25 protein-coding genes are annotated in these 23,867 nt (G+C 62.1%); 12 read left to right on the top strand and 13 right to left on the bottom strand.

The window, feature by feature from the left end; all coding sequences use genetic code 11:
- Positions 1–211 precede the first annotated feature (211 nt).
- The 3 genes from puuD to guaD are packed head-to-tail and all read left to right on the top strand — an operon-like array spanning position 212 to position 3,278.
- Complete coding sequence (gene puuD, locus ASE04_RS23085; protein WP_056823121.1) at positions 212–1,450, top strand: urate hydroxylase PuuD; 1,239 nt, start codon at positions 212–214, stop codon at positions 1,448–1,450.
- On the top strand, positions 1,447–1,920 hold the full coding sequence (locus ASE04_RS23080; protein WP_056823110.1) for a hypothetical protein: 474 nt from the start codon (positions 1,447–1,449) through the stop codon (positions 1,918–1,920). Before puuD ends, ASE04_RS23080 begins: the two co-directional genes overlap by 4 nt.
- A gap of 50 nt (positions 1,921–1,970) precedes the next feature.
- Complete coding sequence (gene guaD / locus ASE04_RS23075) at positions 1,971–3,278, top strand: guanine deaminase (protein ID WP_056823099.1); 1,308 nt, start codon at positions 1,971–1,973, stop codon at positions 3,276–3,278.
- A 60-nt stretch (positions 3,279–3,338) separates the two neighbouring features.
- On the opposite strand, the gene ASE04_RS23070 is transcribed toward guaD, so the two are convergent.
- The gene (locus tag ASE04_RS23070; protein ID WP_056823087.1) at positions 3,339–4,232 is read right to left on the bottom strand and encodes a LysR family transcriptional regulator; all 894 of its coding nucleotides are present in this window, start codon (positions 4,230–4,232) and stop codon (positions 3,339–3,341) included.
- Between the two features lie 123 nt (positions 4,233–4,355).
- Here ASE04_RS23070 and ASE04_RS23065 point away from each other — a divergent pair, with 123 nt between their 5' ends.
- Genes ASE04_RS23065 through ASE04_RS23050 form a run of 4 tightly spaced genes read left to right on the top strand, consistent with a single transcriptional unit; the run spans position 4,356 to position 7,259 of the window.
- Positions 4,356–4,751, top strand: coding sequence for a (R)-mandelonitrile lyase (locus ASE04_RS23065; RefSeq protein ID WP_056823073.1), 396 nt, complete (start codon positions 4,356–4,358; stop codon positions 4,749–4,751).
- Between the two features lie 14 nt (positions 4,752–4,765).
- Entirely contained in the window at positions 4,766–5,755 is a 990-nt protein-coding gene (locus ASE04_RS23060; protein WP_056823060.1) for an aldo/keto reductase, read from the top strand.
- Positions 5,756–5,786: 31 nt separating this feature from the next.
- On the top strand, positions 5,787–6,524 hold the full coding sequence (locus ASE04_RS23055; protein WP_056823051.1) for an SDR family oxidoreductase: 738 nt from the start codon (positions 5,787–5,789) through the stop codon (positions 6,522–6,524).
- A gap of 57 nt (positions 6,525–6,581) precedes the next feature.
- Positions 6,582–7,259, top strand: coding sequence for a dihydrofolate reductase family protein (locus ASE04_RS23050; protein WP_056823040.1), 678 nt, complete (start codon positions 6,582–6,584; stop codon positions 7,257–7,259).
- 12 nt (positions 7,260–7,271) lie between these two features.
- On the opposite strand, the gene ASE04_RS23045 is transcribed toward ASE04_RS23050, so the two are convergent.
- On the bottom strand, positions 7,272–8,123 hold the full coding sequence (locus tag ASE04_RS23045) for a LysR family transcriptional regulator (protein ID WP_056823029.1): 852 nt from the start codon (positions 8,121–8,123) through the stop codon (positions 7,272–7,274).
- Between the two features lie 94 nt (positions 8,124–8,217).
- On the opposite strand from ASE04_RS23045, the gene ASE04_RS23040 reads away from it, so the two are divergent.
- The gene (locus ASE04_RS23040; protein ID WP_056823017.1) at positions 8,218–9,186 is read left to right on the top strand and encodes a quinone oxidoreductase family protein; all 969 of its coding nucleotides are present in this window, start codon (positions 8,218–8,220) and stop codon (positions 9,184–9,186) included.
- Positions 9,187–9,262: 76 nt separating this feature from the next.
- Positions 9,263–10,405: an alpha-hydroxy acid oxidase gene (locus ASE04_RS23035; RefSeq protein ID WP_056823006.1), complete on the top strand. Its 1,143-nt coding sequence runs from the start codon at positions 9,263–9,265 to the stop codon at positions 10,403–10,405.
- Positions 10,406–10,412: 7 nt separating this feature from the next.
- On the opposite strand, the gene ASE04_RS23030 is transcribed toward ASE04_RS23035, so the two are convergent.
- The 9 genes from ASE04_RS23030 to ASE04_RS22990 all read right to left on the bottom strand — a co-directional run bounded on the left by ASE04_RS23030 (position 10,413) and on the right by ASE04_RS22990 (position 16,255).
- Positions 10,413–11,153: a metallophosphoesterase family protein gene (locus tag ASE04_RS23030; protein ID WP_056823003.1), complete on the bottom strand. Its 741-nt coding sequence runs from the start codon at positions 11,151–11,153 to the stop codon at positions 10,413–10,415.
- Between the two features lie 3 nt (positions 11,154–11,156).
- On the bottom strand, positions 11,157–11,513 hold the full coding sequence (gene uraH, locus ASE04_RS23025; RefSeq protein WP_056822994.1) for a hydroxyisourate hydrolase: 357 nt from the start codon (positions 11,511–11,513) through the stop codon (positions 11,157–11,159).
- A complete protein-coding gene (locus tag ASE04_RS23020) occupies positions 11,510–12,010 on the bottom strand; it encodes an ureidoglycolate lyase (RefSeq protein ID WP_056822986.1) in 501 nt (166 codons plus the stop codon). Before ASE04_RS23020 ends, uraH begins: the two co-directional genes overlap by 4 nt.
- A 4-nt stretch (positions 12,011–12,014) precedes the next feature.
- A complete protein-coding gene (locus ASE04_RS23015) occupies positions 12,015–12,377 on the bottom strand; it encodes a HepT-like ribonuclease domain-containing protein (RefSeq protein ID WP_056822971.1) in 363 nt (120 codons plus the stop codon).
- Positions 12,374–12,667, bottom strand: coding sequence for a nucleotidyltransferase family protein (locus ASE04_RS23010; RefSeq protein ID WP_056822960.1), 294 nt, complete (start codon positions 12,665–12,667; stop codon positions 12,374–12,376). The genes ASE04_RS23015 and ASE04_RS23010 overlap by 4 nt, the downstream gene beginning before the upstream one ends.
- 56 nt (positions 12,668–12,723) lie before the next feature.
- Positions 12,724–13,221: a 2-oxo-4-hydroxy-4-carboxy-5-ureidoimidazoline decarboxylase gene (gene uraD, locus ASE04_RS23005; protein ID WP_056822949.1), complete on the bottom strand. Its 498-nt coding sequence runs from the start codon at positions 13,219–13,221 to the stop codon at positions 12,724–12,726.
- Positions 13,221–14,144 (bottom strand): allantoinase PuuE, encoded by a 924-nt coding sequence (gene puuE / locus ASE04_RS23000; protein WP_056822946.1) that lies wholly within the window; start codon positions 14,142–14,144, stop codon positions 13,221–13,223. Before puuE ends, uraD begins: the two co-directional genes overlap by 1 nt.
- A gap of 99 nt (positions 14,145–14,243) precedes the next feature.
- Positions 14,244–14,966 (bottom strand): DUF1045 domain-containing protein, encoded by a 723-nt coding sequence (locus ASE04_RS22995; RefSeq protein WP_056824040.1) that lies wholly within the window; start codon positions 14,964–14,966, stop codon positions 14,244–14,246.
- A 113-nt stretch (positions 14,967–15,079) separates the two neighbouring features.
- On the bottom strand, positions 15,080–16,255 hold the full coding sequence (locus ASE04_RS22990) for an NAD(P)/FAD-dependent oxidoreductase (protein ID WP_056822943.1): 1,176 nt from the start codon (positions 16,253–16,255) through the stop codon (positions 15,080–15,082).
- Here ASE04_RS22990 and mnmD point away from each other — a divergent pair.
- A complete protein-coding gene (mnmD, locus tag ASE04_RS22985; protein ID WP_056822935.1) occupies positions 16,254–16,970 on the top strand; it encodes a tRNA (5-methylaminomethyl-2-thiouridine)(34)-methyltransferase MnmD in 717 nt (238 codons plus the stop codon). The genes ASE04_RS22990 and mnmD overlap by 2 nt on opposite strands.
- Here the strand turns inward: mnmD and ASE04_RS22980 are convergent.
- A complete protein-coding gene (locus ASE04_RS22980; protein WP_056822922.1) occupies positions 16,960–20,187 on the bottom strand; it encodes a response regulator in 3,228 nt (1,075 codons plus the stop codon). The two genes, mnmD and ASE04_RS22980, sit on opposite strands and share 11 nt — an antisense overlap.
- A 310-nt stretch (positions 20,188–20,497) precedes the next feature.
- On the opposite strand from ASE04_RS22980, the gene ASE04_RS30335 reads away from it, so the two are divergent.
- Together ASE04_RS30335 and ASE04_RS22975 are read left to right on the top strand one after the other, a co-directional pair.
- Positions 20,498–20,887 (top strand): hypothetical protein, encoded by a 390-nt coding sequence (locus ASE04_RS30335; RefSeq protein ID WP_082597453.1) that lies wholly within the window; start codon positions 20,498–20,500, stop codon positions 20,885–20,887.
- Between the two features lie 331 nt (positions 20,888–21,218).
- Positions 21,219–22,904: a DEAD/DEAH box helicase gene (locus ASE04_RS22975; protein ID WP_056822919.1), complete on the top strand. Its 1,686-nt coding sequence runs from the start codon at positions 21,219–21,221 to the stop codon at positions 22,902–22,904.
- A gap of 48 nt (positions 22,905–22,952) precedes the next feature.
- Here the strand turns inward: ASE04_RS22975 and ASE04_RS22970 are convergent, their stop codons facing one another.
- Positions 22,953–23,852 carry a DMT family transporter gene (locus tag ASE04_RS22970; protein ID WP_056824037.1) on the bottom strand — a complete coding sequence of 300 codons (900 nt, stop codon included), beginning with the start codon at positions 23,850–23,852 and terminating at the stop codon, positions 22,953–22,955.
- Positions 23,853–23,867: the final 15 nt, after the last annotated feature.

The following is a 23,867-nucleotide window of genomic DNA, read 5'->3' as shown; positions in this document are numbered from 1 at the left end:
AGAGCGACGGCGGCGGCTCGCAGAGGCTGCACGCCCTGCTCACACGCGGCTAAGGGGTGCCGACGCGCCTTGCGACAGCGTCTCAAAACTTCGTTACCGCGATCGGATTGGCCATATTCCCGGCAACAGCGAAGGATCAGAGCTTTATCCCCTTTTCTCCGGCCGCGACTTTCTGCAAAGTGACGAGTCGGAGGAAGAACAGGGGAACTAAATGTACGAATACGCCATAGCGTGGGAATGGCTGGCCTTTGCGGCCCGCTGGTTCCACGTCATCACTGCGATTGCCTGGATTGGCTCGTCGTTCTATTTCATCGCGCTCGATCTCGGCCTGGTGAAGCGGCCGCATCTTCCGCCTGGCGCCTATGGCGAAGAGTGGCAGGTTCACGGTGGCGGCTTTTATCACATCCAGAAGTATCTCGTGGCGCCGGCACAGATGCCCGAGCACCTGACCTGGTTCAAGTACGAAAGCTATTTCACCTGGCTCTCCGGCTTCCTGATGCTCTGTATCGTCTACTACGGCGGTGCCGACCTTTTCCTCATCGACCGCCACGTCCTCGATATCAGCGCCCCGGTGGCGATCCTGATTTCGCTGGCCTCGCTCGCGGTCGGCTGGCTCGTCTATGACCTCCTGTGCAAATCGCCGCTTGGCAAGAACACCTGGGGCCTGATGGTCGTGCTCTACGCCGTGCTGGTGTTCATGGCCTGGGGCTACACGCAGCTGTTCACCGGCCGTGCCGCCTTCCTGCATCTCGGCGCCTTCACGGCGACGATCATGTCGGCCAACGTCTTCATGATCATCATTCCGAACCAGAAGATCGTGGTCGCCGACCTGATCGCCGGGCGCACGCCCGACGCGAAGTATGGCGCGATCGCCAAGCAGCGCTCGCTTCACAACAACTACCTGACGCTGCCCGTCATCTTCTTCATGCTGTCGAACCACTATCCGCTGGCTTTCGGAACGGCCTACAACTGGGTGATCGCCGCCCTCGTCTTCCTGATGGGCGTCACCATCCGCCACTGGTTCAACACGACGCATGCCCGCAAGGGCCGGCCGACCTGGACCTGGATCGTCACCGTCATCCTCTTCATCCTGATCATGTGGCTGTCGACGGTGCCGAAGGTGCTGACCGGCGAGAAGGACGCACAGGCCGTTGCCCCCGCGTTCCAGCAATTCGCCGGGGACGCTCATTTCCTCGCGGTCAAGCAGCTTGTCGGGACGCGCTGTTCCATGTGCCACGCCGCCGAGCCGGTTTACGAGGGGCTGGCGCGTCCACCGAAGAACGTCGTTCTTGAAACCGATGCGGAAATCGCCGCCCATGCGCGCGAAATCTACATCCAGGCAGGTCGCAGCCACGCCATGCCGCCGGGTAACGTGACCGACATCACCCCCGACGAGCGTAAGCTGCTGGTCGCCTGGTTCGAAAGCGCGGTCGAGGGCAAACGCGAATGATCAAAGGCCTCCGAACCCTGCTTCTGGCCAATCTTATCGCCCTCTCAGGGGTGGCATGGACGGAAGCACGGGCTGAGGAGGCCGTTGCAAAACAGGAAGACGTGAGGACGACGGGCACCGTGCCTGCTGATATCACGGCCCCCACCGATCTTTGGGGCGAGGTCAATGTGCTCGGCACCAGCCCCTTCTGGGCGCTTCGCATCCGCGAGGATCAGATCACCTTCAGCCGGGCGGGCAAGAACGACGTCATCACCGTCAACCCCGGCCCGATGGCGACGACTGAAGACAGCGCGACATGGACCATCACCCACCCGCCATCGCGCTACACGCTGACTGTAACCAAGGAGACCTGCGTCGACGGCGCATCCGGGAAGCGTTACGATCTCGCCGCGAAGCTGGCATTTCAGGGCAGGACATTATACGGCTGCGCCGCATCGGTGGCAGCCCTTCCCGCTAAGCCTGCTCCCTGAGACTGACACAGCCACTGACGACGACACCCAATCGATAAAGGCGAACGCCCATGACCCAAACCCTCCTCCGCGGCCGCCTGCTCTCCTTCGTCAGGGCACCCCAGAGCCTGACCGACAGCGAAAGCTATCGCTACGAGACCGATGGCGGCTTGCTGATCGAAAACGGCCTGATCGTCGAAAGCGGCCCCTATGCCGACATCAAGGCGAAGGCCGTAGCCGATGCTGTCGAGATCGATCATCGCCCGCACCTGATCATGCCGGGGTTCATCGACATGCACCTGCATTTCCCGCAGATGCAGGTGATCGCCTCCTACGCGGCAAACCTCTTGGAATGGCTGAACACCTACACCTTCCCCGAGGAATGCCGCTTCGTCGAAAGCGCGCATGCTCAGCGGATCGCCGGGCATTTCTACGATGAACTCGTGCGCCACGGCACGACGACGGCGGTCGCCTACTGCTCCGTGCACAAGACCTCCGCCGACGCCTTCTTCGCCGAGGCGCTGAAGCGCAACATGCGCATGGTCGGCGGCAAGGTGATGATGGACCGCAATGCCCCGCAGGGCCTGCTCGACACGCCCCAGATGGGCTACGACGAAACCCGCCAGATTATTGCCGAGTGGCACGGCAAGGGCCGCAACCACGTCGCCATCACGCCCCGCTTCGCGATTACCTCGACGCCCGCACAGATGGAGGCGACGCAGGCGCTTGCCCGCGAGTTTCCCGACCTGCACATCCAGACGCATCTCTCCGAGAACCACGACGAGATCAAGTTCACCTGCGAGCTCTATCCCGAGGCGACTGACTACACCGATATCTATGCCCGCTATGGCCTGCTCGGCGACAAGACGCTCTTCGGCCACTGCATCCATCTTTCGGATCGCGAGGCCGATGCGATGAGCGAGGCCGGCTCCGTCGCCGTTCATTGCCCGACATCGAACCTCTTCCTCGGCTCCGGCCTCTTCCCGCTGAAAGCGCTCGCCCGCCGCGAAAAGCCGGTGCGCATTGGCGTCGCCACCGATATCGGCGGCGGCTCCAGCTATTCGATGCTGCGCACCATGGACGAAGCCTACAAGATCCAGCAGCTGCTCGGCGAACGCCTGAACCCGCTGGAAAGCTACTACCACATGACATTGGGCAACGCCCGGTCGCTGTCGCTTGCCGACAGGATCGGCACGCTCGATGTCGGCTCCGACGCCGATATCGTCGTCCTCAACGCCGCCGCGACGCCCGCCATGGCGCTGAAGATGGAGGTGGTGAAGACGCTGCCGGAAGAACTCTTCCTGCTGCAGACCATGGGCGATGACCGCGCGATCGCGGAGACCTACGTGGCGGGCGTCGCAGCGAAAAGCGCGATCTGAGATTCGAGATAATCCGACCTCGACAGTCTGCCCGCGGACAGTGGTCGGATTTCACGCACCTCAGCCCCGGTAGCGAAGCGCATTGACCAGCAAGGCGAAGGCCGGCGACGAATGTCGGCGGCTCGGATAATAGAGGTGGTATCCTGGGAAAGGTGTGCACCAGTCGTCAAGCACGCGAACGAGCCGCCCATCGGACAGAGGCTGCAACACAAGCGCTTCCGGCACGAAGGCCAGACCAAGCCCCGAAAGCGCTGCGTTCAGTCGTAGCTGCACGTTGTTGAACACCAGCTGCCCTTCCACGCGCACCTTCACTTCGCGCCCGTCCTTCTCGAACTCCCAGGCATAGACCCCACCATAGGTCGGCAGGCGCAGATTGATGCAGTTGTGGTCGGTGAGATCGGCAGGCGTCTCCGGCTTCGGCCACCGCTCGAAATAGGCAGGCGCTCCGACGACGGCCATCCGCATGTCGGGCCCGATGCGAACGGCGATCATGTCCTTCGCCACCTGCTCGCCCAGCCGAACGCCGGCGTCGTAGCGCTCGGCGACAATGTCGGTCAGCCCATAATCGACGATGATCTCGACATTGATATCGGGATAATCAGGCAGCAGTTTTTCCAGCGCCGGCCAGAGGATAGCGTCGGCTGCGTGCTCTCCCGCCGTGATGCGGATCGTACCCGCCGGCTTCTCGCGAAATTCGCTGAGCGCAGCCAACTCGCTCTCAATCTCGTCGAAACGTGGCCCGATCGAGCTCAGCAGCCGCTCGCCTGCTTCCGTCGGCGACACGCTTCGCGTCGTGCGCGTCAGCAACCGCAGGCTGAGGCGTGTCTCAAGGCCACGGATCGTATGGCTAAGCGCCGATTGCGATACGCCGAGCTTGGCGGCGGCCTTGGTGAAGCTTCGCTCCCGGGCCACGGCCAGAAAGGCGATGAGGTCGTTGATCGATTGTCGCGTCATTCATGAATCTCACTCATAAGCTTATGCTGTTTATACCATCTAATCGCAGGAAAGCATCCGCACTAAATCTTCCTCCGAACGTCAGCCGAGCTGCACGCTCCTGAGCTCACGAAAGGACGAAAGATGAAAATCAAGCGAAACGGCTCCGATCCATCCGCCAAGGGACCGCCGGATTATTTCACTGGGACGGTCCGCATCGATGCGCCGTTCAGCGGGACGGCACCGGCGCGCGTCGGCGGTGCAACGGTGACCTTCGAGCCCGCCGCCCGCACCGCCTGGCATACCCATCCGCTCGGTCAGACGCTGATCGTCCTCGCAGGCAGCGGTCGCGCGCAGCGCGAAGGTGGACCTGTCGAGGAAATCCGCGCCGGCGACATCATCTGGTTCGAACCGGGCGAGAAACACTGGCACGGCGCATCCGCGACTACGGCCATGACCCACATCGCAATCGCCGAAGCCCTCGACGGCAAGGTGGTCGATTGGATGGAAAAGGTCACCGACGAACAATACCAGGGCTAGGAAAGGAAAATTCCATGCAGAAGCGCACACTCGGAAACAGCGGCCTCGAAGTATCCGCCCTCGGCCTCGGATGCATGGGCTTGAGCTACGGCTACGGCCCGGCAACGGACACTGCGGACGCGATCAAATTGATCCGCGCCGCCTTCGAACGCGGCGTCACCTTCTTCGACACCGCGGAAGCCTACGGTCCCTACAAGAACGAGACCCTGCTCGGCGAGGCGCTGGCGCCGTTCCGCGACAAGGTCGTCATCGCCACCAAGTTCGGCTTCAATTTCGGCCCGGAGGGCGGCCAGAGTGGCATGAACAGCCGCCCTGCCCATATCAGGGAGGTTGCCGATGCGGCGCTGAAGCGCCTAAACACCGACGTGATCGACCTCTTCTACCAGCACCGCGTCGATCCTGACGTGCCGATCGAGGATGTCGCCGGCACGGTCAAGGACCTGATCAGCGAAGGCAAGGTCAAGCACTTCGGCCTTTCGGAAGCCGGCGCCAGAACGATCCGCCGCGCGCATTCGGTGCAGCCGGTCGCCGCCCTGCAGAGCGAATATTCGCTGTGGTGGCGCGAGCCGGAGCAGGACATCCTGCCGACGCTCGAGGAGCTTGGCATCGGCTTCGTTCCGTTCAGCCCGCTCGGGAAAGGCTTCCTGACCGGCGCGATCAACGAGCAGACCACCTTCGACAGCAAGGACTTCCGCAACGTCGTGCCGCGCTTTTCGGCTGAAGCCCGCAAGGCCAATCAGGCGCTCGTCGATCGGCTGGGCGAGATCGCCCGCGAAAAGGGCGCCACGCCGGCGCAGATCGCACTTGCATGGCTCCTGGCGAGCAAGCCCTGGATCGTTCCGATCCCCGGCACGACGAAGATGCACCGCCTGGAAGAGAATATCGGCGCCGCCGCCGTGCAGCTGACGGGTGACGATCTTGCGGCCATCGAAGCAGCACTGGCCGGCATAAAGGTCGAGGGCGACCGCTATCCGGCACACCTGCAGGCAAGGGTCGACCGCTGAGCGGCGACCGAACGAACGGAAAGGATTTGTCATGACTGACGGTATCAAGGACAAGGTCGTCGTGATTACCGGCGCGAGCAGCGGCCTTGGCGAGGCTGCGGCCCGACGCCTGGCGCGAGACGGCGCCAAGCTCGTTCTCGGCGCCCGGCGTCTCGACCGGCTGAATGCGATCGCCGGCGAACTCGGCCTCGGCAGCGATGCCGTCGTCGAGACCGACGTAACCAAGGTCGATCAGGTCAGGCGTCTGGTCGACCACGCCGTCCGGCTGCACGGCCGCATCGACGTCATCATCAACAATGCCGGCCTGATGCCGCACTCTCCACTGGAGCGCGGCAAGGTCGAGGATTGGGACCGGATGATCGACGTCAACCTCAAGGGCGTGCTCTACGGCATTGCCGCAGCGCTGCCCTATATGAAGGAGCAGAAAAGCGGCCATGTCATCAACGTCTCGTCGGTCGCCGGTCACAAGGTCAATCCGGGTGGCGCCGTCTATGCCGCGACCAAGCACGGAGTGCGTGTCATTTCCGAAGGGCTGCGGCAGGAAGTGAAACCCTACAATATCCGCACGACGATCATCTCGCCCGGCGCCGTTGCGACCGAGCTGCCCGACAGCGTCACCGAACCTGACGTCGCCGAGCGCATCCGCAAGGTCTACGAGATGGCAATCCCGGCCGATTCCTTCGCGAGCATGGTGGCCTTCGCCATGAGCCAGCCGGAGGATGTCGACGTGAATGAAATCTTGTTTCGGCCGACCCGGCAGGAATATTGACATCGGAGGCGGCCGCATCAGGCCGCCTCTCACCACCGGCGGGAAAAGGAGGACGACGTGAAGCCATACGTGATCATGCATATGGGATCGAGCATAGACGGCCGGATCGTACCCTCTCAATGGCCAGAGGAGATGACCGCCGCCCTCACCACGATCTATGAGCGCCTGCACCAGCAGATGAACGGCGACGCCTGGCTCGTCGGACGCGTGACCATGGCTGAATTCGCGGCTGGCGACCCGCGCCCTGCCGAAGCCGTCGAGGCCTTGCCTCGCACCACCTGGAAAGCGCCACGGGCTTCACAAGGTCCCTATGCCGTTGCCGTCGACCAAGGCGCCAAACTGCACATGAACATCGACGCGATCAATGGCGATCCGATCGTGATGATCCTGCCGGAAACGGTGCCTGATAATCATCTGGCGGAACTCCGCCGCGATGGCATTTCCTATGTCTTTGCCGGCCACAACGAGATCGACCTTGCCCTGGCGCTCGAACGCCTCCGTGCCGACTTCGGCATCGAAAGGCTGTTGCTCGAGGGCGGCGGCGGGATCAACGGCGGCTTCCTGTCGGCCGGGCTGATCGACGAGATCAGCCTGCTGATCCTGCCCGTCGCCGACGGTGGCAAGGACATGCCGATGACCTTCGACCGCGCGCCAGCACCGGCAAAACCCCTGTCGCTCGTTTCGGTCGAGCAGCTCGAGGGCGATATCATCCACCTGCGTTACCGCACCCGGTAACACCGGCAACTGCTAGCCCGACCACGAGATCGATTTCAGCGCTTCCATGACAACCCGGATGATCGGCACGTTGCGGATATCGGCGTGCACGACCAGCCACAACTCCCGCATCAGAGGCTGCGGCTGCGGCATTGCCTCGACGAGATCGTCGACACCAGCGAGCATGAAATTCGGCAGCATGGCGATGCCACCGCCGGCGCGCGCCGCCGCCAGCTGAAATTCCAGTGTCGTGGCCCTGAGCGCCACCTTCCTCCCGTCGGCTGCCTCGGCAAGCCGGATCGACTGCGGCGCGCTCGCCATCGTCTCATCATAGGCGATGAAGGTTCTCTTCTCCTCTGGCGTCGTCGCTAGATAATCAGCCGTGGCATAGAGGCCGAAGGCGACATCCCCGAGCTTGCTGATGACGAAATTCCCCTGCTCCGGCTTCGTCATGCGAACCGCGACATCCGCCTCCCGCCTGTCCAGCGAGGCGTAGCGCGTCTCGCCGACGATGGTGATGCCGATGTCAGGATGCCGTAGCCGTAGGTCGACCAGCGCTGCCGGCAACATCGCCGCCGCAAGTGTCGGCGGCGCGCTGATCCTGACCTCTCCGGCAAGCGTCGCGCCGGCAGCAAGCCCCACCCGTTCGACGGCCTGCGCCTCCAGCCCCATCCGTTCCGCCATTCCGGCGACCCGCTCGCCCTCCGGCGTCAGCACGATGCGCCGACCGCGCCGGTCGACCAGCTTCACCCCCATCTGCTCCTCGAGCCCGGCAACCCGGCGGGCGACGGTCGCGTGCTCCACGCCGAGGGCACGAGCCGCCCCGAGCAGCGTTCCGGCGCGAGCGAGCGCCGCGAAATAGCGGAGGCTTTCCCAATCGATCATTGTTCGTTTTTTCCCATTCAATGAGAAACAATAGGGAATTTTCGATCACTGCGCCATGCGCAATGATGCCTGCAACAGCAATCGGAGAGTACCCATGAATAAGGTCGTTACGCTTCTCACCTCAGGCGGCGTCGAACAATTGCAGGTTTCGGAACAGGCGCCCGAGGCGCCTGGCGCCGACGAGATCCGCATCCGCCATGACGCGATCGGCGTGAACTTCCTCGACATCTACCACAGGCGCGGGCTCTACGCCTTGCCGGCTTATCCCGCCATACTCGGCGTCGAAGGCGCCGGCACCGTCGAAGCCGTGGGGAGCGCGGTCACCGACCTGAAGCCCGGCGACCGCGTCGCCTATGCCGGTGCCCCTGTTGGCGCCTATGCCGCAACACGCCTCCTGCCGGCAGCCCGCGCCATTCGCCTGCCCTATAGCGTCCCCTCAAAGATCGCGGCCGCGTCCATGCTGAAGGGCCTGACGGCCTACATGCTGCTGACGAAGACCTATCGCGTCGAGCCGGGCACCACGGTCCTTATCCATGCCGCCGCCGGCGGGCTTGGAAGTATTCTCGTGCGATGGGCAAAGCACCTCGGCGCGACGGTCATCGGAACCGTAAGCTCGGGCGAAAAGGCAGATCTCGCTCGCGGCTACGGCGCGGACCATCTGATCGTCGGCCGCGACGCGGATGTCGTCACCGAGGTTAAGGCGCTCACCGACAATGGCGGCGTCGATGTCGCCTATGACGGCATCGGCGCCGGTATGCTTGCAAAATCCATAGCATCCGTCCGCCCATTCGGTGTGGTGGCGACGATCGGACAGGCAGGCGGGCCGATCCCGCCTGTCGCGGTCGACGCGCTTCGCCCCGGAAAATCGCTGACACATCCAAGCATCATGGCCTACATCACGGACACGTCCGCCTACCTGGCGGCGGCCGAGGCCGTGGTTGGAATGTTGGCATCAGGCATCACCGCAGCGATCGCCGGCGAATACCCTCTCGAAGAGGCTGCACAGGCCCAGCAATATCTCGAAGACGGGCGTGCCGCAGGCAGTCTGATTCTTGTTCCGTAGGCGACGAAAGAGATACACAAAGCCTCGGAAATCGTGTTAAGGGCGATGGCGTTATTCAGATGTGAAAGTCTTATCCATGGCCAATCCTCTCACAATTGCCGATCTCAAGAACCTCGCCCAGCGCCGTGTCCCGAAGATGTTTTTCGACTATGCGGATTCCGGCGCGTGGACGGAGTCGACCTATCAGGCAAACGAGAGTGATTTCGCCAAGATCAAGCTTCGCCAGCGCGTTCTCGTCGACATGACGAACCGCACGCTGGAGACGACGATGATCGGCCAGAAGGTCTCAATGCCGGTGGCGCTCGCGCCGACCGGCATGACCGGCATGCAGCACGCCGACGGCGAGATGCTGGCCGCGCGCGCCGCCGAGGAAGCTGGCGTTCCCTTCACGCTGTCGACGATGAGCATCTGCTCGATCGAGGATGTCGCCTCGGTCACCACCAAGCCGTTCTGGTTCCAGCTTTACGTGATGCGCGACAAGGATTTCGTGCTCAACCTGATCAACCGCGCCAAGGCGGCGAAGTGCTCGGCCCTGGTGCTGACCGCCGACCTGCAGATCCTCGGCCAGCGCCACAAGGACCTGCGCAACGGCCTCTCCGCCCCGCCGAAGTTCACCCCGAAGCACATCTGGCAGATGGCGACGCGCCCGTTCTGGTGCCTCGATATGTTGCAGACCAAGCGCCGCAGCTTCGGCAACATCGTCGGCCACGCGAAGAACGTCTCCGATCTCTCCTCGCTCTCCTCCTGGACCGCCGAACAGTTCGACCCGCAGCTCTCCTGGGCCGATGTCGCCTGGATCAAGGAACAATGGGGCGGCCCGCTGATCATCAAGGGCATCTGCGACGTCGAGGACGCGAAGGCGGCGGCTGAAACCGGCGCCGACGCCATCATCGTCTCCAACCACGGCGGCCGTCAGCTGGACGGCGCTCCGTCGTCGATCAGCATGCTGGAACCGATCGTCGATGCCGTCGGCCACAAGGTCGAAGTGCATCTGGACGGCGGCATCCGCTCCGGCCAGGACGTGCTGAAGGCAATCGCGCTCGGCGCCAAGGGCACCTACATCGGCCGCCCCTTCCTCTACGGCCTTGGCGCCATGGGCAAGGAAGGCGTCACGCTCGCCCTCAGCATCCTGCGCAAGGAAATGGATGTCACCATGGCGCTTTGTGGCAAGCGCGACATCAACGACGTCAACAAGTCGATCCTGCTCGGCCGCCAGTAGGAAAGAGCTACGGCAACCAGCCCGTCGCAAGCGCGCCCGCCCATTCCGGGCGGGCGTTTTCTTTTGCGAGGCGCGACATGGCCATGTGGTCGTAGGCGACCGTGCGGAAGACCGGAAGCCAGCCCGTCTCGCCCTTCTCGAGGATACAATAAGACGCCAGCGGATGGCCGGTCTCGACCTTGTGGTAGTGCGGCAGGTCGTCGTTATAGGCGGGGCAACCGACGCTGCCGGGATTGACGATCAGCCTGTCGTCGCCAAGGCGAACCATTCGCGGAATATGACTGTGTCCGCAGAGAACAAGCGGGAAATCCGCGCCGGTGGCCAGCGCCTCGATCTCCGCCAGCGGCTTCAGGAAGACATGGCCTTCCGCTGACACCGATTCAAGCCAATAGGTATCATCCCTAGCAGGCGTCGCGTGGCAGAGATAAACCTCGTCCCGATAGACCGCGCTCGTCGGCAGTTCCCGCAACCATTGCAGATCGTCGGCGGTCAGTTGATCGAAGGCAGCTGCATCCGACGCATGCATTGCCCCTCGCGGCTGTTCGATCAAATAGCGATCGTGATTGCCGCGAACGGTCAACATGCCACGCGCCCGCAGCAACTCTGCGGTGCGTCCTGCCGTCAGCGGGCCGCTGAAGCAGTCGCCGAGATTGACGATATCGGTAATACCCTGCGCCGCGATGTCGGCCAGGACGGCTTCGAGCGCCAGGTGGTTGCCGTGAACATCCGCGATCGCCGCAAACCGCATGGCCTAACTACCGCGATAGGTCGAATAGCCGTAAGGCGAGATCAGCAGCGGCACGTGGTAATGCGCGGCAACGTCGGCTATGCCGAAGCGGATGGGGACGAGGTCCAGAAACGCCGGGTGCGGCAAGGCAGTGCCTTCGGCGCGCAGATAGTCGCCGGCGTGGAACAGCAGTTCGTAGGTCCCCGCCTTGAAGCTGTCGCCGATCAGGATCGGCCCACCGTCGACGCGGCCGTCGGAATTGGTCGTGACCGTCTTGACGTGATGCCTGATGTCTCCGTCGAGATGGAAGAGATCGATCCGCAGTCCCTCGGCTGGCTTGCCGGACGCGGTATCGAGTACGTGGGTGGTCAGTCCGGTCATAGGCTGGGCTCGCTGATGATGAAGGGTGTTTCGAAGAAATATTCTTCCAGATTGTTGCCGGGCCCGTCGCGGTCGACGACCAAGAAATCGCTGACGGCGCCAAGCGACATCAGCGGATGGTGCCAGACGTTACGGCGATAGTTTACGCCCTGATCGCCGCGCGCCACGAACACGTGCGGCCGACCCGGCTTGCCGTCCTCATCCTCGGAAACGACGACGAGGTAGGAGCGAGCCGAAATCGGCGAAAAGCTCTGGCTACCGAAAGGATGCCGCTCCATCATCCCGATCTCGTAGGGAAGGGCTCGCGGCTGCCCTCGAAACAGGTTGATGATCACGCGTGCGCCCTCTCCCACCGCTTCCGCGGCTGCGAGCGCATGGAAGCGTTCCGTCGTTCCGTTGTTGATATAGCGCATCGTCGCCGGATCGGCTTCGATGACATCGCCGAAGGGCGCAAAGGCGGATTTGGTCAGGGGAACAATATCGAGGAATTGAGACATGTCGCTATTCGCCTTCGGCACGCCAGTTGCGTACGAGGTCGAGCTTGTAGAGCAGGTCCGGAACATCGTCGTTCGCGGTCGCCCAGACCTTGTCGAGATCGATGTCGAAATAGCCATGAGCAATACGATTGCGCATACCTCGCATCGAGCCCCAGGGAAACTCCGGGTGCTCTACTATAAACTCGGGATGGATTTTTATCAGTTGTGCAGCAATCTCCGAAGCCATCAGGAGGCTCATTCCGACCGCCCGCTGAAGGACGATATCGGCCAGAAAGCGCTCCTTGCTGACATCGGCGATCATTTGATGGGCATCGGTAGCGGCTTGCCGCATGCGCTCCAGCAGGTAGGGAATTCGCTCGACGCTCATATCGGCTTCGCTTCCGAAAGGACACGGATACGCACCGGTTCGGGGAAGTCGCCGGGCGTCATCAGATGGATGGACGTACCCAGCATCATCTGTTCCAATGCGTCCTGCAAGCCGCCCAGCGTCAACAACGTGCTGCCCGGCAGCGCGTCCACCAGAATATCCAGATCGCTGTCCGGCCGGTCTTCACCCCGCGCCACCGAACCGAAGACACGCGGGTTGGCCGCGTTGAAGCGCTGCGTCGCTTCGCGGATCGCTTGCCTGTTCCTCTCCAGCACGTCTGATGGCTTCATGGGCTAACTATAAGTCATGGATGCAAAAGAGAAAAGCACCTCCAAACCGCGGACCCCTAGCGTGTCGGCAAGAGGGCTTCGAGACGCAGAAGCGCGATACGCTCGACCTGAGCGGTCGCTGTCGCAAACTCATCATCGCGCGTATTGTCGATGCGCTTTTCGAAGGCCGCCAGGATGTCATCCTTATTCAAGCCCTTCACCGCGATGATGAAAGGAAAGCCGAATTTCTCGACATAGGCCGTGTTGAGATTGGTGAAACGGGTATGTTCCTCTGCACTGAGCCGATCAAGCCCGGCACCGGCCTGTTCCTTCTTGCTGTCTTCGGTGAGTTCACCCGCGATCGCGAGACGTCCCGCAAGATCGGGGTGAGCGCGCAATACCCCCAGCCGCTCCTCCGGGCTTGCCGCCCGGAAGATCGCGACCAGCGCCGTATGCACCCGGTCCACTGTCAGTTCGTCTCCGATGAAACCGTCGTCATAGGCACGCTCGGCAACGAACGGCGAATGTTCGAAAACACCACCGAAACGCGATACAAATTCGTCACGCGACAGCATCAGATCGTCTCCGGCTTGTGGTGGGCATGCCAGTGCCTCGCGATCTCCAGGCGCGTGGGGACCCACACCTTGTCGTGCTTCAGCACATATTCCATGAAGCGCTTGAGTGCGGCAGCGCGGCCGGGACGACCAACGAGGCGGCAGTGCAGGCCGATGGACATCATCTTCGGACTTCCGGCCTTGCCCTCGTCATAGAGGGTATCGAAGGCATCCTTGAGGTAGGTGAAGAACTGGTCGCCCGAGTTGAACCCCTGCGGCGTCGCGAAACGCATATCGTTGGTCTCGAGCGTATAGGGGATGATCAGGAACGGCTTGTCGTCGACGCCCTTCACCCAGAAGGGTAGATCATCCGCATAAGAATCCGAGGAATAGAGGAAACCGCCCTCCTCCATGACGAGACGCAGCGTGTTGTCCGAGGGCTTGCCCTGGTACATGCCGTAGGGCCGCTCGCCTGTCAGTTCCGTGTGCAGGCGCACGGCTTCCTGAATGTGCTTGCGCTCGACGTCTTCCTGGAAGTCCTTGTATTCCAGCCAGCGATAGCCGTGGCTGGCGATCTCCCAACCGGCCTCCTTCATGGCCGCAACCGCTTCCGGATTGCGCGCCATCGCCAGGGTCACGCCATAGACTGTGGCCCGTACCTTGAGTTCCGTGAACATCCGCCACAAGCGCCAGAAACCGGCGCGCGAGCCATATTCGTAGATCGATTCCATGTTGAGGTTACGCTGGCTCGGCCAGGCCGCAGCCCCGACGATTTCCGACAGCAGGTTCTCGGAAGCCGCATCGCCATCAAGGATGCAGCTCTCGCCGCCCTCTTCGTAATTGATGACGAACTGGACGGCGACGCGCGCGTCCCCCGGCCACTTCGGGTCGGGCGTGTTGCGTCCATAGCCGATCAGATTGCGCGGATAAGTCTCGGATACCATGAAATCACCTTCCTGAAAGTCGGCGAAACGGTAACACCCGGAGACGGAATGTCGAGACGGAAAGTACGCAACAGAGTTTTGCCTTTACGGCACAACCTCTTAGGCCGGCACGGCAACGCGCTCCTTGCGCGCGCTGACCTTGCCGATCGGATGCAGCGAATGCACACGGAACGGCCCTCCATTGCCCTCTTCCATCAGCAACGCGACGTTGGAGACTTGGATCGGCGAGGAAAGAACCGGCTCGAACACGCTCCGCAACGCCTGCTCGACGCGCGGCATGTCTCTGTGGTCGATCGGTCCGGACAAGGGCATGTGAAAGCGGAACTCGTCCATCACGTAAGGGCATCCCCAGCGATGCAGATTGGTGAACTGCGCGGCTGAAAGCCCGCCCGGATCGCTGCGTTCGATGTCGGCATCACTGAGCGGCGCGCGAAAATGGTCGAAATGCTGGACGATGGCCGATGCGAGGTAGTGAACCTGTTCACAAGGCAGAGACGGAACAAGGCTGTAAAAGTCGCCCGTTCTGGCAACTTCTAATTGCGAAATTCGAAAGGGCGCCAAAGTGCCGCAGAACCGCATGAGCTCCCGCAAAAGCTGCGCTTCCGAAATGTCGGCCGCCAACCGGAATGGCGCCTTCAGCGCACCGTGAAAGCCATATCGACGGGGGACGGCGGTATGAAAGGCGATTTCGTGGATACCCAAGCCGCGGATAGCGCTCGGCTCAACCAGTTCGCCTGAAAATACATTTCTACCGAGCCAGTTTGCAGCCACGTGCGACAGCGGATCGCTCGCAGGCGGCGTGAAACAAATGGCGTAACGCATGACCAGTCCTCCGTCGGCCAGCGGATCCTGAATCATATCCTCTCCGCTGCTGCGCAAGCAGATAGGTGATTTGCATGACAGATTGACGAAAGGCAGCGACTGCTAATTCACGTCTAACGCGAAGCCACGGCGATATGGCTGGACAAAAGGAAGCTTTCCGGAAGCTCGAAGGCAGGCTTTTGCGCCGCAACGGCGTGCACGACCGCCTCCGCCAATCGGTGCGCGATGCCGAAGCTGACCTTGAATCCGCCCGTCAAAGCCAAGAGCCTGTCGCAATCAGGATGCGCCCCGACCATGGGATCGCGATCGATCGCTTTCGGCCGCAATCCGGCCCAGCGCTCCAGAACCTCAGCACCTCGAAGCGCCGGCACGAGAGTTTCAGCGGCCACCAGCAGCGCATCCAGCTGATCATCGGTCGTGAACGGCGCCTCGAAGCGGTTTTCGCTCGTGCTGCCGACGGCCACATGCCCCCCTTCGTGCGCGACGACGTAGAGGCCATCCCGGAATATCGTCGGCAGAGATGGATCGATGTCCGCCTTCAGAAGAGCTGCCTGCCCCTTGACCGGCTGGCCGAGCGGTTTCGTGAGGTCCCTCGTCAGCTCGGCCAGCAGCGGAAAGGATTGGTATCCGGCAGCGACGATGCAATATCCGAACGCGATGGTGCCGGTGCCGCACTTTGCCACGCGCTGGCCAAGATCGACGCTCTCGAGCGCGACGTTCTCCAGTATCCGCACATGGCGTGATGCCCGCAGGAAGGCTGATAGCATGGCAATTAGCGACCGCGGCGCGACACGACCAGCAAGCGTATCGTAAACGAATCCGGCACTGTCATTGGCATCGATCCAGTCATTGACCGGCGGCTTGTCGAGCACGTGCCAGTGAAACTGGCGTCCCGACTGACGCCAGTGGGTTTCGGCATCAGCGGAATGGCCAAGCGCGATCTGCCGAAGATGCGGCTTCGGCAACGGAATGAGGCGCCCGGACCGGCGGTAGCCAGCCGACAGGCCCGTCTGCTCCTGCAGATCCAGAATTTCCGCTTCCAGCGACACCAGCGCGTCGAACTGGAACTGCTTCTTTGCATTCCACTTGTCCGGCATATGCGGCATCAGCGCGCCGAGCAGCCCGCCGCTTGCCCCCTGCCCCAATCGGCCCGCCTCGATCAGCACCGTATCAATGCCGAGGCGCTCGGCATGAACCGCCGCCCAAAGCCCCATCACGCCGCCACCGACGATCAGTAGCGAGGCGGACGATTGACCAGAAGGCAAGGCCGGACTATCGGCTGTTGGCATGACAGTTACGGATCCCGATGAGATTGGCATGACGCAGCAGCCACTGGAATGGCGCGACGGCGATATGCCCTATTCGACCGCCTTTGGCGATCACTTTTATTGCCAGACGGACGGCCGGCTCGAGTGCGGCCATGTCTTCCTGTCCGGCAACGGCCTGCCTGCGCGATGGCAGGACACCGCTAGCTTCCGGATCGGTGAACTCGGTTTCGGCACAGGGCTGAACTTTGCCGAAACCTGGAGGCAGTGGAAGCAGGTCCGCGCGCCCGGCCAACATCTGCACTTCACCTCGTTCGAGCTTTACCCGATGCGGAAAGAGGAAATCGACCGTGCGCTTGCGCATTGGCCGGAGATCGATGCCGAGCGCACCGCGCTCGCTACCGCCTGGCCTGCGGTGGCGCATGACACGGTGTCGTTGGCGCTCGACGACCAGACGACATTGAATGTTGTCTGCGGGCATGCGTTCGCCGGTGTATCGGCTGCTGCTCCAGGCTTCGACGCCTGGTTTCTGGATGGCTTTGCTCCATCGCGCAACGCCGAGATGTGGTCTGAGGACCTAATGCGCCTCGTATGCGAAAAGACCGCGCCGGGCGGCACCTTCGCGACCTACGCCGCGGCGGGCTTCGTGCGCAGAAATCTGATTGCGGTGGGTTTCACGGTCGAACGCCGGAGTGGCTTTGCGGGCAAGCGCGAAATGCTGTGCGGCGTCAGGGCCTAGAGCCCTTCAGGGTCAGGTCGCCGCTAGGTTCCTCGCTCATACCAAGCCAGTGCGCGATCTTCTCTTCGAGGAGTTCCGGGCTGATCGGCTTGGACATGTAATCGTCCATTCCGGCATCGAAGCAAAGTTCGCGGTCGCTCTCGAGGGCATGCGCCGTCACGCCGATGATCGGCACGCGATGCCCCTGGCCGCGTTCGAGGTCCCTGATCCTGCGCGTAGCATCATGGCCGTTCAGGACAGGCATGGAAACGTCCATCATGATGATGCGCGGCGTATGTGCTTCCCACGCATCGACAGCTTCCTGCCCGTTATTGACCACCAGAAACTTGAGGCCGGTGGCCTGCAGGATCTGTGTGAAGACGATCTGGTTGACGTCGTTGTCCTCGGCCACAAGCACATCGATGAACGAAGGAACCGGTGTTTCCGGCCGGTCCTCTCGTTCAGGCTCGGGCGCCTCGACGATCAACCGGGCGCCGCTGCTGGTGGCCTTGCGGATACGGTTTGTCCTGACCACCTCGACGATCGTGTTGCGCAGAACATTGGCACGCGCCGGTTTCATCAGATGGGCCTGACCATTCAGCGCCGCGAATTCCTTCTCCGTGCCTGATATATCCATGGACGTCAGGAAGATGATCGGCAGATCGCAATAGCGCGGATCAGCCCGGAGCTTGCGGGCAATGTCAGCACCGTTCATCCCCGGAATCTGGTAGTCGAGAACGATTGCGTCGATCTCCATGCCACATCCATGCGCCGCTTCGAGAATGGCGAGGCCCTCGACGCCGTCTTCCGCAGCAGCGCCGTCGAACCCCCACAGCGAAAGCTGCTCGGTTAGAATCTGGCGATTGACTGCATTGTCGTCGATGACAAGGACGCGGGCGTTCTTGACGTTGATCGGCAGCGGCTTCGGATCAAGACGCGCGGCCGCGATCGTAAACGGCAGGCTGACGGTGAACACCGACCCCTTGCGCGGCTCGCTGTCGACGTCGATATAGCCGCCGAATAGGTCAACCAGACCCGAGGTGATCGCAAGGCCAAGTCCCGTCCCCTCATGCCGACGGGTCGAGGAGGAATCGATCTGCGAAAACTTGCCGAAGATGGAATCGAGCCGATCTTTCGGCATGCCGATCCCGGTATCTTCGATCCGCAGGATCGCCATGATCTCATCAGCCGCGCCGCTCTTGTAGTCGAGATCGACAAGGACATGGCCGCGCTCGGTGAACTTGACGGCGTTGCCGACAAGATTGGTGACGACCTGCCGGAAACGGCCGGCATCGCCGATGATTGCCATCGGCAATCCGGGCGCCGCGCGCACCAGCAGCTCGATCCCCTTCTCGGCGGCCAGCGATGAAAGCAGGGTTACGACGTCCTCGACCGCTTCGACCGGATCGAAGGTGGTGCGGCGCAAGGTCATCTGGCCGGAGTCGATCTTCGAGAAATCCAAGATATCGTTGATGATGGTCATCAGCGCATTGCCCGATTTCACGATGATGTCGATGAACGTCTTCTGCCGGGTATCGAGGTTGGTCTTCGCCAGTAGTTCGGCCATACCGAGCACGCCGTTCATCGGCGTCCGGATCTCGTGGCTCATGTTCGCCAGGAACTCGGACTTCACCTTGTCGGCAGCTTCGGCGCGCTCGAGCAGGACGGTCAAATCCTCCTCGCGGATCTTCATCGTGGTGATGTCGGTGAACAGGGCCACCCCGTGCCGGCGTTCGCTGACGCTGACATCCATCTTGACCCAGCGGCTATCGGCGACGCGAAACAGTTGCGAAGCGGGCAGCCCCAGAGCGAGGGCTTGTCTCAGCCCCTCCAGCACACCGGCGGCATCTTCTGTGAAATCGCCGCGCGCGGCGCAGAAGGAAAACAGCTTGCTCCAGTCGCTGCCGATCGTCAGCATCTCCGCGGGAACGTCGAGCATGCCGGCAAGCGCATCGTTGCTCAGCAGGATCTCTTCGTCCTGCACCACCAGCAGGCCTTGCGACATCGCATGAGTCGCATCGCCCATCAGTTCGCCGAGGCTTTCCAGCGCCTCGCGCGCCGCATGGATTTCCTGCTCGTGCCGGCGAACCGTCGAGAAATCGGCATAGGTGAGAAGAATGCGGTCCTTCGATACTCGCCGGCTTTCAACGAGCAGGGAGCGGCTGCCCCAGTTGATCTCGGCGGGCGGCAACTGGACTTCCGAACGGAACTGGCTGACGCGCTGCTCGAACATCTCCTCCGCCGTCACACCAGGACTGTAGCGTCCGAGCCCGTGATTGTACTCGACGAGCTCCATGAAGGGGCGCCCTTCGAAGCGGTTCACCGGCAGGTCCGATATCGTATAGAACGCCTCGTTGCCGTAGAGGATCGTCAGGTCGCTTTCGAGAATGAGCACCCCGACCGGCAGCGAATTCAGAATGCTCGCCATGTCGCGATGCAGAATCTCGGTCTGTACCTGGGCGGCGATCAGTTCGCGCTCGCGGTCCTTCAGCAGCGATACGTCCGAGAAGGAGCCGACGACGTAGCGCTTTCCTTCCGGGCGGTCGATACGGTTGATGCGGGCGAGAATCGGGTGAAGCTTGCCGCCGGCACCGGGGAGCAGGCTTTCGATCTCGGCCGCCTCGCCCGTTTCCAGTGCAGCGAGATTGCCGCGGTGAACGACGCCACCCGCGGCCTCGCCGAACATCTCCTGCTCGGTCTTGCCGAGCATTTCGGCGCGAACCTTGCCGGTGAAGGCTTCGTAGCAGGCATTCGCATAGATCAGGCGATGGTCGGCATCCCGGACGAAGGCCGCAACAGGCAATGCCTCCATGATGGAGCGCAGCAGTTCCGCTTCAGTATCATGATCCATGGCGGGAAAGGTTGGCACGTCCCGTCGCCTCGCGCGGCCGGTGGTCTCGAAAAGACCGAGCACGTACACGCGGTCTTCCGACACCGTGAAGCTTTCGATCCGCACGCGATCATGGGCGTTGCCGACGGCATCGAAGCAGATCGCGCTTTCCTCGCTTGCAAAAACGAGCGCGCGGCGTTCCTTGTCCTCGCGGTCCTCTTCTTCCGGCCGATCGAAAAGCTCGCGGCTGCGGCGACCGATAAAGTCCGAAATATCCATGCCGAAGAATTCGGCGTAGGCGCGGTTGACCGCCACATAGCGAAGTTCGCTGTTTTTAACATAGGCGGGACTAACCAGATCAGCGATCCGGCGGCATGCCAGCTCGAGAAGGTCTCCCGTGAATGTCAATAAATCGCTCCGCAGCAAAGAAATTAAGGAAAGCCGTTTGGAGCGACTATAATCATCCGCACTTTAACAACGCATTAACTATGACCATCAGGAGAAACGAAAGAGTTGGCCGAATGCCGCCAAGTCTAAGCCATCGAAATCTTTCTTCGATCGGAGTAGAATTGCCGGACAACTGACCAAAATAGAGGAACTGCAGCAGCCTCTCGGTCGTTTTACGGAATGGTAGTGAAGCCGCATCCGTCAGGCTGCTGATCGACGTCGATTTTGCTAACGATTTCAATATGCACGTCATCCATGAAAGGAGACGACAATGTCCGTAGTTCACAAAAGCGTGGCAGCGGGCCTGATGGCAATAACGTTGGCCACAACTGTACCGGCAGGGTCAGCGCAGGCTCATTCCCATGATTACTTCTGGGGCGGCGTTGCGGCGGGTGCTATCGGCGGGGTTCTCCTCGGATCCGCCATGCGGCCATATCCCTATACATACGGCTATCCGGACGGCTACGGCTATCCATACTCTTATGGCTATCGCTACGGTTACCCGGCCTACCGTGCCTACGCCCCCTACCGGCCCTATTACCGCGCCTATCGGCCCTATCCCGCCTATCGACCGGCCTATTATCAGTCTCGTCATTGCCGCCTGGAATGGAGGCGCAATGGCTGGGGTGAAGCCTATCGCGTAAGGGTATGCCCCTACTGAGCAGGGCTGAGCGAACGGTTATTTTTGGCGCGGCGTCAACCGATGATCCCTCGCCTCTCTTGACTTTTGAGCAAAACTGGACCAAATGCAGGTCAGCTTTCACCTTCCGGCCGCCGCGTGAGCGTGCCCCTGCCAGCAAATAGGATGCAGGAAGAAGGACAAAAGCGCATTTCGAATAGACCGCATCCCAAGACGCGGCAGAAGCGCTGGAAAGCTTTTTCCAACAAGACAAGTTCCCACTTCACGCGGGGTTCTTGACGCCAGAGTAAACACCGGACCGCAAACCCCCGTTCCGGCGATATTGTTTTGGCGCCCCTGAAAAGGTTATGACTTGACCAATTTTGAATCGCTTGGTGTCTCCAAGCCGATCGTCGCCACATTGTTCCAGCTCGGCATCGAAACGCCGACTCCCATCCAGGAAAAGGCGATCCCGCTTCTTCTCGAAGGCCGCGACCTGATCGGCCTCGCCCAGACCGGCACCGGCAAGACGGCCGCATTCGGCCTGCCGCTGATCGAAAAGCTTATTCCTGAAGAGCGCCGCCCGGACAACCGTACCACCCGTACGCTGATCCTGGCGCCGACCCGCGAGCTGGTAAACCAGATCGCCATGAACCTGAAGAACTTCCTGCGCAAGTCGCACCTGCGCATCAACGTCGTCGTCGGCGGCGTCTCGATCAACAAGCAGCAGCTTCAGCTTGAAAAGGGCACCGACATTCTCGTCGCCACGCCCGGCCGCCTGCTCGACCTCGTCAACCGTCGCGCCATCGGCCTGACGGCCGTGCGTTACCTCGTGCTCGACGAAGCCGACCAGATGCTCGACCTCGGCTTTGTCCACGATCTGCGCAAGATCTCCAAGATGGTGCCGAAGAAGCGCCAGACCATGCTGTTTTCGGCCACCATGCCGAAGGCGATTGCCGATCTCGCTGCCGACTTCCTGACCGACCCGGTCAAGGTCGAAGTCACGCCTCCGGGCAAGGCTGCCGACAAGGTCGAACAGTATGTTCACTTCGTCAACGGCAAGAACGACAAGACCGACCTCCTGAAGAAGTCGCTGACGCAGAACCCGGATGGCCGCGCCATCGTCTTCCTGCGCACCAAGCATGGCGCCGAGAAGCTGATGAAGCATCTTGAAACCGTCGGTTACTCCGTTGCCTCGATCCATGGCAACAAGAGCCAGGGCCAGCGCGAGCGCGCCTTGAAGGCCTTCAAGGACGGCGACATCAAGACGCTGATCGCCACCGACGTTGCCGCCCGCGGCATCGACATTCCGGCCGTCAGCCATGTCTACAACTACGACCTGCCGGAAGTTGCCGAAGCCTACGTTCACCGCATCGGTCGTACGGCCCGTGCCGGTCGCGACGGCATCGCGATCGCTTTCTGCGCGCCCGACGAAACCCGCCTGCTGCGTGACATCGAGCGCCTGATGAGCATCAACATCGCGGTCGCCAGCGGTGAAGCGCCTGCCAATATGAACGCGGCACCGAAGCGGGGCAACGGCAACGGCGGCAACCGTGGCCAGGGTCGCGGTGGTGAAGGCCGTGGCGGCGAAGGTCGCGGCGATGCCCGTGCACGCCGCCCCGAGCGTCGTCCACGTCCCGAAGCCGGCAGCGAAGTTCGCGCCAACAACGAGGAGCGCCGCGAGCGTAGCCCCCGTCCGGAGCGCAGGACCGAGCGCAACGAGGACTTCCGCGGCCAGCGCCGTGGCGAAGTTACGCCGGTGACGGCGGGCCCGGATAACGATCTAGCGACGACGTCGGACTTCCGTGGTGCAGGCGCCCGCAAGCCGCAGCGCCCGCAGCACGGCAACCATGCCAACTCGAACGGCGAGAATCGGCATCATCCCGGCGGCGGCGCCCGCAACGCCCACGGCCGTCCGGCTCGCAAGCACGGTGAAGATCGTGGTGCACAGGCTAACGCCGGCGGCGAGCGCGGCGAACGTCGCGAAGGCAACGGCGGCAACCGCCGTGGTGGTCCTTCGCGTGGCGGCAATGGCGGCCAGCGCCGCGAACGCGCATAATCTACAGCACTGGAAAACAACGGACGGCGGGAGAGATCCCGCCGTTTTTTATTGCGCCTGTTCCTGCAGGCGGGCTCCAACTTTTCTGTTGGTGAGATAGACGCCGGTGACGACGATGATCGTTCCCACGACAAGCGGCACGGTCAACGGCTCTCCGAAGGCGATGAAGGCCTCGAGCGCCACAGCCGGCGGCATCAGATAGATGAGCGAGGCCGCCCGCGAGACCTGGCCCCGGCGGATGAGATAAAGCAGCAGCCCGACGCCGCCCATCGACAGGCCGAATACCGACCAGATGAGCGCGGCAATGGCTTGCACCGACCCATCGAAATGCATCCGCTCGAAGGCGAGCATCAGCGGCACCGTGATGATGATGGCGCCGACATACTGCAACGTCGCGATCGGCAGAAGGCTGCCGGTCTGCAGATGCTTCTTCTGATAGAGCGTTCCATAAGTGACAGAACACATCGCGATCAGGTTGATCCCGAGGGGTACGGCGGCATGCGCCAGATTTGCCGTGGCCGGATCGAGAAGCTTCGGCGATATCGCGATGGCGATGCCGAGAAAGCCAAGCAGCAGGCCCAGCCTCTGGATGCCCTGCAAGCGCTCGCCGATCAGGAGCGGCGCGGCCATCGCCGTCAACAGCGGCTGCAGGGCGGCAATGATGCCGGAGATGCCGGCCGGCACACCATTCGCGATCGCCCACCACAGGCCGCCGAGATAGAAGCCGTGCAGGAACATGCCGGAATAAACCGCCCTCAAGACAATCGCCCTGCGCGGCCAAGCCGCACGCATGGCAAGAGCGAGGCTGAGAAACGCCAACGCCGATAACGCATACCGCACCACGAGGAAAGTGAACGGCTCCGAGTGGATAGAGGCATATTTCGCCACGACCCAGCCGGTCGACCAGAGAAGAACGAAGATGGCGGGCGCAATGCGATCAAGCGACATGATTGTATCCTGGGG

The organism is Rhizobium sp. Root708, from assembly GCF_001429725.1.
Lineage (GTDB): Bacteria > Pseudomonadota > Alphaproteobacteria > Rhizobiales > Rhizobiaceae > Rhizobium.
The sequence above is the reverse complement of the archived record's forward strand: the minus strand, read 5'-3'. Positions and strand labels throughout refer to the sequence as shown.

What these genes read in the sequence shown, in the direction of transcription:
- puuD (WP_056823121.1), top strand. Translation starts at nt 212, where the DNA reads ATGTACGAATACGCCATAGCGTGGGAATGGCTGGCCTTTGCGGCCCGC.
- ASE04_RS23080 (WP_056823110.1), top strand. Translation starts at nt 1,447, where the DNA reads ATGATCAAAGGCCTCCGAACCCTGCTTCTGGCCAATCTTATCGCCCTC.
- guaD (WP_056823099.1), top strand. Translation starts at nt 1,971, where the DNA reads ATGACCCAAACCCTCCTCCGCGGCCGCCTGCTCTCCTTCGTCAGGGCA.
- ASE04_RS23070 (WP_056823087.1), bottom strand. Translation starts at nt 4,232, where the DNA reads ATGACGCGACAATCGATCAACGACCTCATCGCCTTTCTGGCCGTGGCC.
- ASE04_RS23065 (WP_056823073.1), top strand. Translation starts at nt 4,356, where the DNA reads ATGAAAATCAAGCGAAACGGCTCCGATCCATCCGCCAAGGGACCGCCG.
- ASE04_RS23060 (WP_056823060.1), top strand. Translation starts at nt 4,766, where the DNA reads ATGCAGAAGCGCACACTCGGAAACAGCGGCCTCGAAGTATCCGCCCTC.
- ASE04_RS23055 (WP_056823051.1), top strand. Translation starts at nt 5,787, where the DNA reads ATGACTGACGGTATCAAGGACAAGGTCGTCGTGATTACCGGCGCGAGC.
- ASE04_RS23045 (WP_056823029.1), bottom strand. Translation starts at nt 8,123, where the DNA reads ATGATCGATTGGGAAAGCCTCCGCTATTTCGCGGCGCTCGCTCGCGCC.
- ASE04_RS23040 (WP_056823017.1), top strand. Translation starts at nt 8,218, where the DNA reads ATGAATAAGGTCGTTACGCTTCTCACCTCAGGCGGCGTCGAACAATTG.
- ASE04_RS23035 (WP_056823006.1), top strand. Translation starts at nt 9,263, where the DNA reads ATGGCCAATCCTCTCACAATTGCCGATCTCAAGAACCTCGCCCAGCGC.
- ASE04_RS23030 (WP_056823003.1), bottom strand. Translation starts at nt 11,153, where the DNA reads ATGCGGTTTGCGGCGATCGCGGATGTTCACGGCAACCACCTGGCGCTC.
- uraH (WP_056822994.1), bottom strand. Translation starts at nt 11,513, where the DNA reads ATGACCGGACTGACCACCCACGTACTCGATACCGCGTCCGGCAAGCCA.
- ASE04_RS23020 (WP_056822986.1), bottom strand. Translation starts at nt 12,010, where the DNA reads ATGTCTCAATTCCTCGATATTGTTCCCCTGACCAAATCCGCCTTTGCG.
- ASE04_RS23015 (WP_056822971.1), bottom strand. Translation starts at nt 12,377, where the DNA reads ATGAGCGTCGAGCGAATTCCCTACCTGCTGGAGCGCATGCGGCAAGCC.
- ASE04_RS23010 (WP_056822960.1), bottom strand. Translation starts at nt 12,667, where the DNA reads ATGAAGCCATCAGACGTGCTGGAGAGGAACAGGCAAGCGATCCGCGAA.
- uraD (WP_056822949.1), bottom strand. Translation starts at nt 13,221, where the DNA reads ATGCTGTCGCGTGACGAATTTGTATCGCGTTTCGGTGGTGTTTTCGAA.
- puuE (WP_056822946.1), bottom strand. Translation starts at nt 14,144, where the DNA reads ATGGTATCCGAGACTTATCCGCGCAATCTGATCGGCTATGGACGCAAC.
- ASE04_RS22995 (WP_056824040.1), bottom strand. Translation starts at nt 14,966, where the DNA reads ATGCGTTACGCCATTTGTTTCACGCCGCCTGCGAGCGATCCGCTGTCG.
- mnmD (WP_056822935.1), top strand. Translation starts at nt 16,254, where the DNA reads ATGACAGTTACGGATCCCGATGAGATTGGCATGACGCAGCAGCCACTG.
- ASE04_RS22990 (WP_056822943.1), bottom strand. Translation starts at nt 16,255, where the DNA reads ATGCCAACAGCCGATAGTCCGGCCTTGCCTTCTGGTCAATCGTCCGCC.
- ASE04_RS30335 (WP_082597453.1), top strand. Translation starts at nt 20,498, where the DNA reads ATGTCCGTAGTTCACAAAAGCGTGGCAGCGGGCCTGATGGCAATAACG.
- ASE04_RS22970 (WP_056824037.1), bottom strand. Translation starts at nt 23,852, where the DNA reads ATGTCGCTTGATCGCATTGCGCCCGCCATCTTCGTTCTTCTCTGGTCG.